The organism is Flavobacterium nitrogenifigens, from assembly GCF_003254565.1.
Lineage (GTDB): Bacteria > Bacteroidota > Bacteroidia > Flavobacteriales > Flavobacteriaceae > Flavobacterium > Flavobacterium nitrogenifigens.
Window position 1 is genome coordinate 117,949 of sequence record NZ_QJRI01000180.1, and the last position, 16,460, is coordinate 134,408.

The following is a 16,460-nucleotide window of genomic DNA, read 5'->3' on the forward strand; positions in this document are numbered from 1 at the left end:
TGGTAGAAAATGAGGGCAAAATTGAATAAATATTTAATAAGGCGACTGTTTTTTATAGTTTATTGAACGTTGTAATCTACGTATTCTTTCACTCTTTCGCCCATTAAGAACATTTTCTTCTTGACAAAATGAATAGAAAATTGAGAATAATACCATTCTTCGCTATCATTTGGTCTGTACCAGAAGGTATAAGAGGCACTGTTAAATCCTTCTTTGAATACAGGAACGCCTTCTTGTGTGCATTCTATTCCCCAGTTAATTTTTTGCTTGCTCAAATCTTCAGCTTGAATAAAACCTGTTCCATCAGGATTTAATACCGTAATAGGTTGTTTTTGATTTAAAGGAGCGTAAGTTCCAGGAATTGGATATCCGATAGTTGTAGTAATATAACGTTCCTTAGAATTGTGGGTAATTTGATCTACGTGAACTTGTGAATGTGATGGTGTAACAGCAAAGAATAAGCTGAAAACAAAAAGTAATTTTAAAAATTTCATTCTATGTAGGGTTAAGTGTTTTTGGGCTGAAAAAATCGATTGGCTGATTTTTTGCTGGGCGAATATAATCCATTTTTTTTATAGAATGGGAGCTTAAAAATACAAGAATGAAATTTTTATGTTTTATTTATTTTAGGTAAGTTTTTACTCTGTAGAAAACTGATTTTCGAGTAATTTTTCTTTAAAATCTGATCTGAAAGTGTAGGCAAAGGTAAGCATCAAAGCACGTGTGTCTGATTTGTTCGTTCGGTGATTGCTAAACATAAGCGTATTGTTTTTATAACCACTTTCTAAAGTGTTGAACATATCGGTTACGACCAAGCCTAATCTAGAATTTCCTTTTCCGAGTTTCTGTTGGAATCCCATATCAACATTATAAATCGGAATTCTTTTTCCTTGCGGAGTAGCAACGGCCGAGTTATAATTTCCTATAATCTGTAGTTTTCCACCTTTCCACGGAACAAAGTTGTTGATCACTTTTCCGTACCAGCTAAATGCACTGCTTACAATATCTTGTGCTTGCGGTAAATTGTCTGCGTTAATGTTTTGCTGAAAAGCGGTTAAACTAATATTGGCATCATAAAAAGAAAATGGTTTAAGGGTTAAAATTGTTTCCAAACCATACGTAACAGTGCTTCCAATGTTTTGTGGCTGGAGCAAAACTACTCCATTGTCTAAAAGCTGTGCATATTGTCTAATTGCATCAGTTGCATTTCTGTAAAAGGCATTGGTTGAAAAGGAATAATTTTTCCAGTTTTTGTTATAGCTCATTTCTGCAATATGAATGATTTCTGGCTTTAAGTACGGATTTCCTCCATGCGGATTCAGTGCATCTGTAATATCAATAAATGGATTTAAATCATCTAGGTCAGGACGATTAATACGTTTACTATATCCTAATTTGATAAATTCATCTGATTTTAAATTTAATTGTAAAGAAGCTGACGGAAAGAGTTTTAGATAATTATTGTTGAATCGGTCACTATTATTTTGCGTTGCTCCTGCATTGGAAACATTTTCTGCGCGTAGGCCTAAATTGTATTTCCATTTTGGGTTTTCGCTTTCGCCAATATAAGAATTCATTAGACCATAAACGGCATTTATCTGTTCGTTAAATTCAAAACTATTACTCGCTAACTGATTCACAACATAATCGCCATTAACCATGTCTGCACTTTCAAAATCTGAATTAAAAAATCTAAAAGTCCCTTTGTAACCCGTTTCTATAATTGTTTTTTCTGAAACTGGAAAAGTATAATTTACAATAGCATTCGAAATATTTTGATTTTCGTAATTGTGTGTTCGCTGTAATTGTGCGTCGCCAATCTGTTGCAGGTATTGATCATAATTATAAGTATCAATATCGGTATTTTCTCTGTGTTTCCCGAAAGAAGAAGTAATTGAGGTATTTAAACTTTTTCGATCATCATCAAATTTTCGATCATAAGTAAAAGCAAGCTCACCAACTCTTGAACGTTCCAGTTCTAAAGAATGTCTTCTGTTGTTAGAGAAAAATGCATTAGTGCTTGTATTTACTTGTGTGTATAAAGTTTCATCATTGTCTTGAGTTTCGATGTTTCCTAAAGCTTCAAAAGAAAAGCTGTTTTTTTCATTAGGAGAAAAATCAATATTCAATTTTAGATTTTGCAAACCTTCAGTTCGTTCGTCATTTCTATTTTGATGAATGTAATGTTCGTCATCAATAAAATAATTTGTTCGCTCGGCATTTATTTTCTTTGTTCTTCCGGCAAAACGATTGTCATATCCTAACCCAAAATTCCATTTTTCTGTTTTATGGTTAAAAAGAACAGAACTATTAATTCTTCCTTTTGCTCCAAAACCAGCGCCTAAAGCTACAGCACCATTTGTACCGCTTAAGTTGTTCTTTTTAAGCTTTATATTAATAATGCCGCTTTCAGCATTTGCATCATATTTAGCGGTCGGACTGGTAATAATTTCTATGCTTTCGATGCTGCTCGCGGCAATCTGATCCATGTTGGTAATGGCAGAATTTTTCCCGTTTATCAAGATCATAGGCGATTTTCCTCTCAAGGTAATGCCGCCTTCAGCATCAACGGCAACAGTTGGAATGCTTTTTAGCATATCTGTAGCGGTACCACCTGTTTGTGAAATATTCGAAACAGCATTAAAAATAAAACCTTCGTTTGTTTTCTGAATCTGTTTTTTCTGTGATTTTACAACAACGTCATTGAGTAAATTAGTGTCGTTTTGTAATTTGATTGTTCCCAAGGAAATTGGACTTTCAGAAACTTTTACTTTTTGAGAAATAGTTTTGAAACCAATTAATTTAAATTGAAGCTGATAATCTCCAGAAGCAATATTCTCTAAAGCAAAATTTCCTGAAACATCTGTTACGGCGTAACTAACAGTTTTAGTAGAATCAGAAGCTTGTTTTAAAATAACATCAACAAATTCTATTGGAAGTTTTCCATCAGAAATGGTTCCTTTTACAGAAGAAGTTTTTTGACCAAAAGAAAACTGGCTCATTAAAAATAAGAGAAGAAGGGCGGATAATTTTTGCATCATTTTTTTCATGAGACAAAGATATTTATCCGATTGTTTACGCTTCCTTAAGCTGTCTTAAGATACCATTAAATTAATCTTAGAATAGTTTTAAATAGTTTTTTATAGCCACGAATTCACGAATTTTTTTAATTCTGTATTTGTAAATAAAAATTCGTGAATTCGTGGCTAAAAAAAAAACGCCCGAAATTATCGGGCGCTTTTAGTAAAAATATATTTCTTAGTTTTTCTCAATCCATTTTCTGGCATTAACAAAAGCTTCGTGCCAAGGCGTAACCTCGTCATTTCTGTCTTTTGGATAATGCGCCCAGTTCCATTGGAAAGTCGAACGCTCAATGTGAGGCATCATCACCAAATGTCTTCCCGTTTTGTCACACATCATTGCTGTGTTGTAATCAGAACCGTTAGGGTTTGCAGGATAACCTTCGTAAGCATATTTAGAAACAATGTTGTATTGATCTTCTGAATAAGGCAATTTGAATTTACCTTCTCCGTGAGAAACCCAAACTCCTAAAGTGCTTCCAGACAAAGTAGATAACATCACAGAGTTATTTTCCTGAACCGTTACAGAAGTAAAGATACTTTCGTGTTTCTGGCTTTCGTTATGGTGCATTTTTCCGTGAACTTCATGTTCTGGATTAATAACTTCCAATTCCATAAACAATTGGCAACCGTTACAGATTCCAACAGATAAAGTATCTTCTCTTTTGAAGAAATTATCTAAAGCTGTTTTTGCTTTTTCGTTATATAAGAAAGCTCCAGCCCAACCTTTAGCAGAACCTAAAACGTCAGAGTTAGAGAATCCTCCAACAGCACCAATAAACTGGATATCTTCAAGTGTTTCACGACCAGAAATTAAATCCGTCATGTGAACGTCTTTTACGTCAAAACCTGCCAAGTACATTGCGTTTGCCATTTCACGCTCAGAATTACTTCCTTTTTCACGAATAATAGCTGCTTTTGGTCTTGGTTTAGAATTGTCGATTTCTGGTTTTTTTCCTGTAAAATGTGTTGGGAAAGTATAATTTAAAACCTGATTTTTATAGTTTTCAAAACGTGCCTGAGCTCTTCCGTTTTTAGACTGTTTTTGATCTAATAAATAAGAAGTCTCAAACCAAGTATCTCTGTAAGTTGGAATATCTAATTTCCAATTTCCAACTTCTAAAGTAGCTGTAGAAGTTACAGAACCAATTTTGAAGAATTCAATATTATTAGCTTTTAATTTAGCTTCAACAGCTACATCTGATTTTGCTTGGAAAACAATTCCGATGTTTTCTGCAAAAAGGATTTTCAATAAATCTTTTTCTGCGAAAGCACTAAAATCAATTTTTGCTCCAAGATTTACATCAGCAAAACACAATTCTAATAAAGTAGTGATTAAACCACCGCTTCCGATATCGTGACCTGCTAAGATTTGGCTTTCGCCGATTAATTCCTGAATGGTATTAAATGCATTTTTGAAGAAAGAAGCATCTTTAATTGTAGAAGTTTCGTTTCCAATTGTATTTCTGATTTGCGCAAAAGATGAACCTCCTAATTTGAAAGCATCTTGAGACAAATTGATATAGTAAATAGAATCTCCGTTTTTCTGTAAAACAGGCTCAACCACTTTTCTAATATCTGTACAGTTTCCAGCAGCTGAAATAATAACCGTTCCTGGCGCAATTACTTCGTCATTTGGATATTTTTGTTTCATTGAAAGTGAATCTTTTCCTGTCGGAATATTGATTCCCAATTCAATTGCAAAATCTGAACATCCTTGTACAGCTTCGTATAAACGAGCGTCTTCACCTTCGTTTTTACAAGCCCACATCCAGTTTGCAGATAATGAAATTCCTTTCAACTGATCTTTAATTGGAGCCCAGATAATGTTTGATAATGATTCTGCAATAGCATTTCTACTTCCCGCAACCGGATCAATCAAAGCTGCGATAGGAGCGTGCCCGATAGATGTTGCAATACCTTCTTTTCCTAAATAATCTAGAGCCATAACTCCAACATTATTTAAAGGTAATTGTAACGGACCAGCATTTTGCTGTTTAGCTACTTTTCCTCCAACGCAACGGTCCACTTTGTTTGTTAACCAGTCTTTTGAAGCAACAGCTTCTAAACGTAAAACGTCTTTTAAATAGCTTTCGAAGTCATTTGCTGAATAAGCAACATCAGCATATTTTCTGTCAACCGTTTTATCTGTCATAACCGTTTTTGGAGAGCTTCCGAAGAAATCTTCTAAAGCATAATCCATCGGTTTTGAACCATTTGTTTTAGATTCGAATGTAAAACGGTGATCTCCCGTTACATCTCCAACCTGATACATTGGAGAACGCTCTCTGTCGGCGATTCTTTGTAATGTATCAATATCTTTTTGACCAATAACCAATCCCATTCTTTCTTGAGATTCGTTACCGATAATTTCTTTTGCAGAAAGTGTTGGGTCTCCAACAGGCAATTTATCCAAATCGATTAAACCTCCAGTTTCTTCCACCAATTCAGAAAGACAGTTTAAGTGTCCTCCAGCTCCGTGATCGTGAATAGAAACAATTGGGTTATTGTCGCTTTCCACCAAACCACGAATCGCGTTTGCAGCACGTTTTTGCATTTCAGGGTTTGAACGCTGAATCGCATTTAATTCGATTCCTGAACCGAAAGCTCCTGTATCTGCAGAAGAAACTGCAGCACCACCCATTCCGATTCTATAATTTTCTCCACCAAGAATTACAATTTTATCGCCTTCTTGTGGTTTCTTTTTGATTGATTGATCCAGTTTTCCGTATCCAATTCCTCCCGCCTGCATGATTACTTTATCGTAACCAATTTTACGGTTTTCTTCTTCGTGTTCGAAAGTTAAAACAGAACCTGTAATAAGTGGCTGACCAAATTTATTTCCGAAATCAGAAGCTCCATTTGAAGCTTTGATCAAGATATCCATTGGTGTTTGGTACAACCATTTTCTTTCTTCAACTGCATTTTCCCATTTTCTGTCTTCTTTCAAACGAGAGTAAGAAGTCATGTAAACCGCAGTTCCAGCTAATGGTAAAGATCCTTGACCTCCAGCTAAACGGTCACGAATTTCTCCTCCAGATCCTGTTGCAGCTCCGTTGAAAGGCTCAACTGTTGTTGGGAAATTGTGAGTTTCGGCTTTTAATGAGATAACCGAATCAAATTCTTTTATTTCGTAAAAATCAGGTTTATCAGCCGATTTTGGTGCAAACTGCTGCACTTTTGGTCCTTTTACAAAAGCAACGTTGTCTTTGTAAGCAGACACAATATCGTTAGGATTTTCCTGAGATGTTTTTTTGATTAATTTGAAAAGAGAAGTTTCTTTTTCTTCGCCATCGATAACAAAAGTTCCGTTGAAAATTTTGTGACGGCAGTGCTCTGAGTTTGCTTGTGAGAAAGCAAAAATTTCAGAATCAGTTAATTTTCTTCCTAGTTTAGTCGAAAGATTGTTTAAATACTCAACTTCTTCTTCGCTTAAAGCTAAACCTTCCACTTTGTTATAAGCAGCAATATCATCAATTTCCAAAATTGGTTCCGGCTGAATGTTGATAGTGAAGATTTCTTGATCTAATTCGTTGAATTTTTGAGAAAGCATTGGGTCAAAATCAGTGAAATCTTCCGTTGCAGGATGAAATTCTTCGATTCTGATAATGCCAGAAATCCCCATGTTTTGAGTAATTTCTACAGCATTTGTACTCCAAGGTGTAATCATAGTAGCGCGAGGACCAACAAAGAAACCTGTCAATGCAGATTTTTCGATCTTACTTGCGTCGGCAAAAAGCCAGTTTAATTTTGAAATGTCTTGAGCTGAAATTTCGTTTTGCGTTTGTACGGCAAAAACAGTTTTGCTTTGGTTTTCAAAGAAATGGATCATTTGTGTAGTTTGTTGTATTGAGCTGCAAATTTAATGTAAATAAATAGTAAGCGCAAATTTGAAAACCATCTCTTTTCAAAAAAAATGAAATTGCTTTTTTCTTGCATTTTTTCTACCAAAAAGACGCAATATCAAGAGGTTTCGGTCTATGAGAAAATTTAAAGATTTAGTAATTTTTCTTTTTTGATATGTTCTGTAATATTAAACTTTTAGAAAGGAAAAAGTGAAAATTGAAATGATGCAATTTTGGTGTTTATACGTGGGCAGATCTGCAAAATTTACGAAACGCAGAAAGTGATAAAAAATACGTTTCTAAAGAAAAATCTTTCACAGATAATGAAAAAAGCGGCAATTTGCCGCTTTTTTGGTTGATGAAAATCTAATTTTTAATTAATAATAACCTTTTTAAAAGCTGTTTTTTCTCCTTTTATAATTTTAATAATATAGATTCCCGTTGGAAGATTATGTACAGAAACTTCTGGAGAAGTTGTGTTTTGTTGTTCGAAAACTTTCTGACCAGAGAATGAGAAAATTTCAATAGAATAAGGGCTATTTACAATACCTGGCTGAATATTGAAATTTCCATTAGACGGATTTGGGTAAATTGCAATTTCGTCTGCAATGACTTCTTCTTCGATTTCAGGAGTCTGAACCATTTTGCTAGCTAAGTTGTTGCAAGTATCTTGAGAATACGAATCCCATTGTGCGCTTAAATTGAATGTTGTGCTCGGAGAAGTCACAGTCGATTTTCTTCTTAAAGTAACATCGATGGCAAAATTGGCTGTTCCACCATTAAAAGTTCCAATGATATCAATTAAAACACCGTTTTTAAATAAACCTACAGCATCATTTCCGTTAAAAGTCAGTTCGGTTGCTGTGGTCGAAATATTGGCCGCGCTTGTAGAGAAACAGCTTGATGACATAGAACTGTTTACAATTACAAATTTGCTTCCAGTTGTTAAAGTTCCGCTTAGAGCCAATCCAGTGCTCCAAGAACCAGCACCGTTTGTTTGTTTTTTGATTGTATACGCAGACAGATTAACAGAAGCTCCAGTATTGTTTGCAATTTCTAAAGCTTTGTTGTTTCCAGAACCTTCAATATATTCAGAGAAAAGAAGATCGGTTGCGGTTCCTGTTCCACTGCTGTCTGTTGTAACGCTTATTGTATTGCTTGATGCAGAAGCATTTCCTGCAGCATCTTTTGCTTTTACATAAATAGAATAAGCTGTTGAAGCGGTTAAACCTGTAATTGTTGTATTTGTGCTGGAAACAGTTGTTTTTAAAACACTATTAGCATAAACATCATAACCTGTAACGGCTACATTATCTGTTGAAGCTGTCCATGAAAGTGTAATTGAGGTTGCCGTTTTTGATGTTGAAGCCAAACTTGTTGGTGCGGTTGGCGCTTGAGTATCGCCAGAAGGAGTTCCGCCCCAAATTTGATTTACATATTCTGGATGATCAATAAACGGATTACGATTATTTTGGCGTGAATAAATTGCGTTGTTTCTCGCAATTTCTCTTGCGCTAACGGGGTCTTGCGCATGCCAAGCCAAAAGCATATTCAAGAAAGCAGTTGTAAAAACTTGGTTGCTCGAGCCATTAAACATAGCATAAGAATAACCTGCAACGGTATTTTCGTATCGTGTTGCAAAATAGAAATACATTCTGGCAATATCGCCTTTAAAATCATTTATTGGTTCGAAAACTGTTCCCGAATATCCAGAAACGGCACTTGATCCTAATTTACTTCCGTTTTGAGAAGTGTATGTCGCTGAACTTACATTTCCGTGCGGATAGTTGGAACGTATTCCGTTTACTTTACCATCAGTTGGCGTAATAAAATGCGCATCGGCAACCATTGGTGACTGTTCATTAAAAACAGATTGCGGTATAATGTGTTCTCTATTGTAGCAATCGCCTTCAACAGAATAACTGCCACATCTTTGAGTAGTTCCAGTTGTATAAGTGTACGGATCTGTTCCTGATGGATTTTCAGAATACATGTCTAAAACAGTTCCGTCATTTTCGTAAAAATTGTCAACATCTGAGGTTTGATAAGTAGTGTACAAACCTGCGTATCCATTGTCGGTATGACCTTTAATAATGTTATACAATTGTGTTTTTAAAGTGTAGCCCGTTCCAGTTGCCGTGCTGTAATATCCGGATGGAATTTGAGCAAAACCAATTGCAGTAAACATCAATAACAGTAAAAAGTAGTTTTTTTTCATAATTAATAGTTTTAAGATTTGGTTGAGAAAACTATTTTAAAAACCTGATTGTTAAGTTTTTAAAAATGTGTTATAACAAATCTACTACTTTTATGAAAGCAATACGTTAAGTGATGTTTAATTTTAGATATATTTTCTTACGATGTTTTTTATTTGCCACGAAGGCGCTAAGGCAGGAAGATTTATTTTATGTTGCGGGGTGTTTTTGGCTCGCAAAGTCGCGAAGACGCAAAGTTTAATTTTTTAAGTTAATTTAAAAATCTTTGCGTCTTCGCGACTTTGCGAGATTAAAAACTTGGTTCTAACGTATTGTGGATATTCGTTGCGTAGACGCACTGCAGTGCGTCTCTACGATATACTTTGTATAAAAAAAAATTGTGCCTTAGCGTCTTTGTGGCAAAAACTACTTTTTAGGAAAATCTTGACTTTGATAAGCACCCAAATCTGGCGGCGAAGTTCTTGTAATTCCTAAAATATCTGTTGGAATTATATAGGCTTGATTCCCTTTCGCGAAAGCGGAAGAAGTTTTATCGATATTAAATTTGTTTTCAGAAACATTATAAAATTTAGGATTCTCATTTAGAATAATATTCGTATAATGTTCTGTATCGGTTTTAAATTGATAATTAGGATTTGTAGTTGAACTGCTGAATTTTAGTAGACAATTGTTTAATTGATATACAAATGAAGCGCTTGTATTTTTGCTCAAATTAAATTCGTTGGTGCTTGAACCGTAAATAATGCAATTATTAAAAGTTGCCTGAGTAAGCGGATTCGTTTCTGGGGTTGCTCCAGCCAATGAATTACTTAAGTTAACCGCAAATTGAGAAGGTGTCGACCAGTTATTGTTGAAAGTGCAATGTGTAAATTTGTAGTTTCCGCCATAAACACAAGATAGACTAGCTAATCCAGCATAATTAATAACAATGTTCTCTCCTTCAATTTGGGCGTTTTGAGCCAAAATTCCGTATTCAGCACAATTGTAAATCTGCGAGTTTTTAATTTCTATTGTATTTGAAGGACTTCTAAAATCTAAACCAATAACAGCATTTTTTAAAGTCAAATGATTGATAGCATGATTGGTGCTTCCTTTTTCAAAAATAACCGATTTCCACTGTCCTGGAATATCAGAGTAAAGCGATTCTAAACGATCGCCTTCAAAAATCACTTCGTTTTCGAGTTTATCAGTTTTAGAAGTTGTTCCATTGATTTGAAGTGAAGCATTATTTCCGACATATAAACCAGAATTGGCGTGAAAATGGATTCTTGCGCCAGCTTCAAAAGTTACTGTTTTGTTTTCGGGAACTCCTGCGTAACCATAAATTACGTAAGGTTTGTCATTTGTAAAAAGAAGTTCGTTTCCGTTTGTTGGATCATTTTCACTCAAATAAAATCCGTCAACCTCTTTGCCGTCAATTTTAATTTTTTCCTTTGTTCCGTCTGGATTTTGATTTGGATATAAAAATATAGCATCTTGAATTAAGGTTACCAAAGCTACCTCCTGCAAATTAGCACCGCTGTCAAATTGAATTTCATCAGTATATAAAAAATCTGTTGGATTGGCATCTGTAATATCTGCTGTAGTTTCTATAAAAATGTACAAACTGTCTTTTGCTAAAAGCGTGACATCTTTAAAAATCTTTCCTTCGTTGCCACTCATTCCGTCAATCGTCATTCTGTATTTAGAATTCAAGCCTTTTTTAAATTGTACAGTCGGAATCGAAATATCATTTTTACTTCGGTTATAGACTTTCAATTGATACGTGCTTGAACCAATATTTTTAAAAACAGTGTCCAAATAAACAGTGTCTTTTGAAAACTTTAAATCTCCAGAACTGGCAACAGTATCAAAATCAGTTCGGCAAGAACTGAAAGCTAGAATTATTCCGAAAATTAAGAGTGCAAAGTATTGGCGCATTATTGTTTCTTTTTTGCCACGAATTACACTAATTTTCACAAATTTTATTTCAAATTAATTCGTGTAAATTAGTGTAATTCGTGGCTATATCATTTTTTAATTTTTTTAATCTGTGTATCCCGATAGCTATCGGGAGTGGCAAAAAAAAGCCAAAGATTGATTTTGATTGTTTTTGTAAAAATAGCAAAAAACTGACAAGTTCATAATTGATTTTCAATTTTAGAATCCGTTTTTTAGATTTATGTCTTATCTTTCTTTAATTTTACGTTTTTAAAGTTTATTTTAATGAATTATACAAAAGAACAGATTTTAGCGCGCTGTAATGAGTTTTCTAAAAACACATTAATGGAAACGCTGAAAATTGAATATATCGACGCCGGAGAAGATTTTTTAACTGCAAAAATGCCTGTAAATCCAAGCGTTCATCAACCGATGGGATTGCTTCATGGAGGTGCTTCTGTAGCTTTAGCAGAAAGTGTTGGAAGCGCGGCTTCTTTCTTTTTTATTAATCCGAAAGAGCAGGAGGTAAGAGGCATCGAAATCTCGGCAAATCATCTAAAAAGTATTCGTGAAGGTTATGTTTTTGGAACAGCCAGAATTATTCACAAAGGCAGAAGCCTTCATCTTTGGGAAATTAAAATTACCGATGAAGAAGGTAATTTGGTTTCGCTTTGTAAATTGACGAATATGGTTTTGGATAGAAAGATTGTGTAATTCTATGGAATCAACAAAAGAAATAAAAATTGAAATTTTTGATATTCAGAATGACTTTAAAAAGCATTTAGAAATTGAGAATAATAAAAGGATATTGTTTTCAGGGCCTTTTGGAACAGGTAAATCTACATTTTTAAAAGAGGTTGCAGAGAGTGAGGATGAAGATAGTTTTTTTTATTTAAGGATATTTCCAGTTAATTATTCTGTTTCTTCAAATGAAGACGTATTTGAACTAATAAAATTTGATTTGTTATTTCAATTAATGGGAAGGTTTTATGAAGAAATTAAATTAGAAAAAGAAGACTTTACTTTACTTCTGAAAAGTCAAATGTTTATCATGGAGCGCATGAACTTCATGCCTCTTTTATATGCAATATTGAGTTTTAGTGAAAAGATTGGAACTCCAATAGTTGATTTTATTAAAGCATTGGAAAATACAGTTGGAGATTTTAAAAAATTTAATGAAGAGATTAAAATTGATGAAGAAAATGATATTAGTGCATTTCTAAAATCGATAGAAAATAAAAAAGGAAATCAGCACGAAATGGATGCGATCTCTGAATTGATTTTCGACTTAATTGAAAGAGTTAAAAAAGAGAATAAAAAATTAGCAGTATTAATTATTGATGACTTAGATAGATTAGATCCTGATCATGTTTTTAGAATATTTAACATCTTTAGTGCACATCATGAAGAAATTAATAATAGAAATAAATTTGGTTTTGATAAAGTAATTTTTGTCTGTGATATAGAAAATATTAGGAAAATATTTCATCATAAATATGGATTAGATGTTGATTTTTCTGGATATATTGATAAATTCTATTCAATTTCACCATTTGATTTTGATAATCGTAAATATGTAAAAAATAAAATCGAAAGTTTTCTCTTTAAAATTGAATTTGATCGAAACTTATCCTTTTATAGTATGGATAAAAATAATAGATTTTTAGTTGTTTTGAAATCAATTACTCTTAGTTTGATTGATGCAAAATTACTTAATTTACGTATGTTGTTGTCTTCTCCCTCTCTAAAAGTTCCTGAATTGGTTTATGGTAAGTATAATACGTATCTAAGTAGTTCTCCAATATTGGTACTTTTTTATTTATTAAAGAATTTCTATGGATCTTTTGAAATATTACAAATTAAGCTTTCTTCGCTATTTGAATTGTTTGATAGTGGGAACTTTAGGTCAAGACATGGAGATGGATATGTGACAAAAAATGAGTTTGATGTTAATAATCTTATTTCTTACTGTCTGCTTTTTTTGTCGCCTGAAGATTTAAATGTTGATATTTCAAAAGAAGAGAAGACTGTTTATTTGGAGAACTATGATTGTACGTTCCATTATAATGAATTTAATAGTTATGATTATGTGAGTTTTGTTAATTTTAAAAAAGCAACTAAAGGTCAAAATATGGATTCTCAAGACGTTGTGTTGAATCCTTATAGAATTTTATTTGACACTTTTATAATTTGTAAAAAAAGAGGGCTGTTGCAATAAATTTAAATTTTGGTTTTTACCGATATAGACATAATAAATGAATCCATTTTTCTTAAAAATTAAAAATCATAAAGAACAGAATTTGCCCTTTGTGCTTTATTCAAAACCTAATACTTCGGACTTAACTGGGATTTTACAGCAAAATAATACATTACACAAAGTTTCTGATTACAGCGAAAAAGGGTTTGTTTTTGCTTCTTTTGATGAAAAACAATTAATTCTGATTCCTGAAAATGAATCGGAAATTATTACTGCCGAAAAAGAAAAAACTTCTTTCGAACCAATTGAAATAGACGATTTGAGTTTTGATCCAGAAGCTAAATTTCAATATGAATATTTAGTTGCACTGGGAATTCAAGCGATTAAAAATGAAGAATTCAAAAAAGTAGTTTTATCGAGAAGCGAAGAAGTGCCTTTGGCTGAATTTGATTTTATCGAAACCTTTCAGCATTTGGTTCAATTATATCCTGCCACTTTCTGTTATTGTTTCTTTCATCCTAAAATTGGACTTTGGATGGGAGCAACGCCTGAAAAACTTTTAAAGGCAAACGGAAATGTTTTTGAAACCATGGCTTTGGCGGGAACGCAGAAAGATAATCAGGAAACAGAAATTGTTTGGCAGCAAAAAGAAAAAGACGAACAGCAGTTTGTAACCGATTTTATTGTGAAAAGACTTCGAGAATTTACAGCCTCGGTTGTAGTTTCTGAACCTTACAGTTTAAAAGCAGGATCTATCTGGCATATTAAAACAGATATTTCAGGTGTTTTAAAAGATAATTCAACTCTAGAAGAAGTGGTTGATACTTTGCATCCAACTCCAGCCGTTTGCGGACTTCCGAAAAAGAAATCGAAAGCTTTTATTTTGGAAAATGAGAATTACAATAGAACTTTCTATACTGGTTTTCTAGGCGAATTAAACAGCACTTTTGCTGGAAATAATGCAAGTTCTGATTTATTTGTAAATTTACGATGCATGCAGATTCAGGAAAATAAAGCCATTCTGTATATGGGCTGCGGAATCACAAAAGAAAGTGTTCCTGAGAGGGAATGGGAAGAAAGCGTCAATAAATCAATGACGATGAAAAGAGTCTTGAGAAAATAGTTTATAAATTGTTTCAAGTTTCAGGTTTCAAGTTCTGTTGACAACTTGAAACCTGAAACTTGAAACCTGAAACAAAAAATAAATGAAATTAGACATATTAGCCTTCGGGGCGCATCCAGACGACGTAGAATTAGGTTGTGCTGGAACCATTTTAAAAGAAGTTTCCCTTGGGAAAAAAGTAGGTATTGTAGATTTAACGCGTGGTGAATTAGGAACGCGCGGAACAGCAGAAATTAGAGATCAAGAAGCAAAAGACGCTGCAGCCATTTTAGGAGTTCTAGTGCGTGAAAATTTAGCAATGCGCGACGGATTTTTTGTTAATGACGAAAAGCATCAATTAGAAGTCATTAAAATGATTCGTAAATACAAACCAGAAATTGTATTGTGCAATGCAATTGACGATCGCCACATTGATCACGGAAAAGGAAGTAAATTAGTTTCTGATGCTTGCTTTTTATCTGGTTTAATGAAAATCGAAACTTCAATAGACGGAGTGAAACAGGAGGCATGGAGGCCTAAAGTGGTATATCATTATATTCAATGGAAAAATATTACTCCAGACTTCGTTGTGGATATTACAGGTTTCGAAGAAAAAAAGGTGGAAGCAATTATGGCTTATAAAACTCAATTTTATGATCCGAATTCAAATGAACCTGCGACGCCAATTACGAGTAAAAACTTTTTTGAAAGCCTAAATTATCGTGCAAAAGACTTAGGAAGACTAGTTGGGAAAGATTTTGCAGAAGGTTTTACAGTTGAAAGATGTTTGGCAGTCAATAGCTTAGAAAATTTGATATAATTTTTATGAAAATTTTTCATTTTTTTCTTTGTAGAACTCAACCTTTGTTCTATATTTGCACTCGCTAAGCAGAAAAATGGTGGTTGTAGCTCAGCTGGTTAGAGTAGCGGTTTGTGGTGCCGCGGGTCGCCGGTTCGAACCCGGTCAGCCACCCAGATTTAAAGCCTTGAAGAAATTCAAGGCTTTTTTTGTTTTCTGACGAAAACTAAAAAAAGTAAAATTCCAATTTTTTGAAAATTCCAAATTCCAACTCACTGCAGTTTGAAATTTGGAATTTTTTATTTTGAATCTAATCTCAAAGAGTTTGGAATTTGGAATTTTTAAAATATTGGAAATTAAAAAAGCACAACTGCTTAAGTTGTGCTTTTTCTGGTGGTTATTATATTTGGTTTATGTATTATTGAATTTCTTCAAATGTAGTACCTTGTTTAATATCGCCGGTTTTGTAACCTTTTTTAAACCAATACATTCTTTGTTCTGAAGTTCCGTGGGTAAAAGAATCTGGAACTACATGTCCTTGCATTTTGCTTTGAATAGCATCGTCTCCAACAGCGTTTGCTGCACTTAATGCTTCCTCGATGTCGCCAACATCTAGATTTTCTTGATTGTAATGTGCCCAAACACCAGCGTAGAAGTCAGCTTGTAGTTCTAAGGCGACAGACAATTTATTAGCTTCAGCTTCACTTTTTCCTTGCTGTTCCTGACGCATTTTTGCAGACGTACCAAGCAAAGTTTGTATGTGGTGGCCAATTTCATGTGCGATAACGTAAGCAATGGCAAAATCGCCACCTTTTGCGCCAAATTTACTTTTTAGCTCCTCAAAGAAACCTAAATCCATATATACTTTTCTATCTCCCGGACAATAAAAAGGACCAGAAGCCGATGATGCGCCTCCGCAGGCAGTTTGTACGCTACCTTTAAAAAGCACTAATTTTGGCTTTTCGTAGGTCATGCCATTTTCGGCAAAAACTTTACTCCAAATATCTTCATTATCTGCTAGAACAACTCTCACAAAATTTCCCATTTCTTCGTCTTCCTTGCTTAAAGGCGCTGCGGCTTCTGTCTGTTGGCCTTGGCCTCCTTGCATTTGCTCTAGGATTGGTGCTATCTGCTGGCCAGTTTCACCTCCAAAAACATTCAGAAGCAAAACAATGATCCCAATAACTCCTCCGCCAATTATTGCTTTACCTCCGCCGGAAATTGATCTTCTGTCTTCGACATTATCACTTTGTCTTCTGCCTTGCCACTTCATATTGAATTGTTTTTATTTTATGTTTGAA

The 16,460-nt window shown here is 34.0% G+C and carries 10 protein-coding genes and 1 tRNA gene; 5 read left to right on the forward strand and 6 right to left on the reverse strand.

The window, feature by feature from the left end; all coding sequences use genetic code 11:
- Positions 1-59 precede the first annotated feature (59 nt).
- From DM397_RS19085 to DM397_RS19105, 5 genes are all read right to left on the reverse strand, one after another.
- Positions 60-494, reverse strand: coding sequence for a hypothetical protein (locus DM397_RS19085; RefSeq protein WP_111379053.1), 435 nt, complete (start codon positions 492-494; stop codon positions 60-62).
- 144 nt (positions 495-638) lie between these two features.
- Complete coding sequence (locus tag DM397_RS19090) at positions 639-3,041, reverse strand: TonB-dependent receptor domain-containing protein (RefSeq protein WP_239457882.1); 2,403 nt, start codon at positions 3,039-3,041, stop codon at positions 639-641.
- Positions 3,042-3,258: 217 nt separating this feature from the next.
- Positions 3,259-6,912, reverse strand: a complete 3,654-nt coding sequence (gene purL / locus DM397_RS19095; protein ID WP_111379055.1) for a phosphoribosylformylglycinamidine synthase — start codon at positions 6,910-6,912, stop codon at positions 3,259-3,261.
- A gap of 386 nt (positions 6,913-7,298) precedes the next feature.
- Positions 7,299-9,143 (reverse strand): endonuclease, encoded by a 1,845-nt coding sequence (locus DM397_RS19100; protein ID WP_111379056.1) that lies wholly within the window; start codon positions 9,141-9,143, stop codon positions 7,299-7,301.
- A 403-nt stretch (positions 9,144-9,546) separates the two neighbouring features.
- The gene (locus DM397_RS19105) at positions 9,547-11,061 is read right to left on the reverse strand and encodes a hypothetical protein (RefSeq protein WP_111379219.1); all 1,515 of its coding nucleotides are present in this window, start codon (positions 11,059-11,061) and stop codon (positions 9,547-9,549) included.
- 285 nt (positions 11,062-11,346) lie between these two features.
- On the opposite strand from DM397_RS19105, the gene DM397_RS19110 reads away from it, so the two are divergent.
- The 5 genes from DM397_RS19110 (at position 11,347) to DM397_RS19130 (ending at position 15,333) form a co-directional block, all read left to right on the forward strand.
- A complete protein-coding gene (locus tag DM397_RS19110; protein ID WP_111379057.1) occupies positions 11,347-11,775 on the forward strand; it encodes a PaaI family thioesterase in 429 nt (142 codons plus the stop codon).
- Between the two features lie 4 nt (positions 11,776-11,779).
- Positions 11,780-13,279, forward strand: a complete 1,500-nt coding sequence (locus tag DM397_RS19115) for a P-loop NTPase fold protein (RefSeq protein ID WP_111379058.1) — start codon at positions 11,780-11,782, stop codon at positions 13,277-13,279.
- A 37-nt stretch (positions 13,280-13,316) separates the two neighbouring features.
- Entirely contained in the window at positions 13,317-14,381 is a 1,065-nt protein-coding gene (locus DM397_RS19120) for a chorismate-binding protein (RefSeq protein ID WP_111379059.1), read from the forward strand.
- 82 nt (positions 14,382-14,463) lie between these two features.
- Positions 14,464-15,180, forward strand: coding sequence for a bacillithiol biosynthesis deacetylase BshB1 (gene bshB1 / locus DM397_RS19125; protein ID WP_111379060.1), 717 nt, complete (start codon positions 14,464-14,466; stop codon positions 15,178-15,180).
- Between the two features lie 79 nt (positions 15,181-15,259).
- Positions 15,260-15,333 (forward strand) — tRNA-His (locus DM397_RS19130).
- A 244-nt stretch (positions 15,334-15,577) separates the two neighbouring features.
- Here DM397_RS19130 and ypfJ read toward each other — a convergent pair.
- Positions 15,578-16,432: a KPN_02809 family neutral zinc metallopeptidase gene (gene ypfJ / locus DM397_RS19135; RefSeq protein WP_111379061.1), complete on the reverse strand. Its 855-nt coding sequence runs from the start codon at positions 16,430-16,432 to the stop codon at positions 15,578-15,580.
- Between the last annotated feature and the right edge of the window lie 28 nt (positions 16,433-16,460).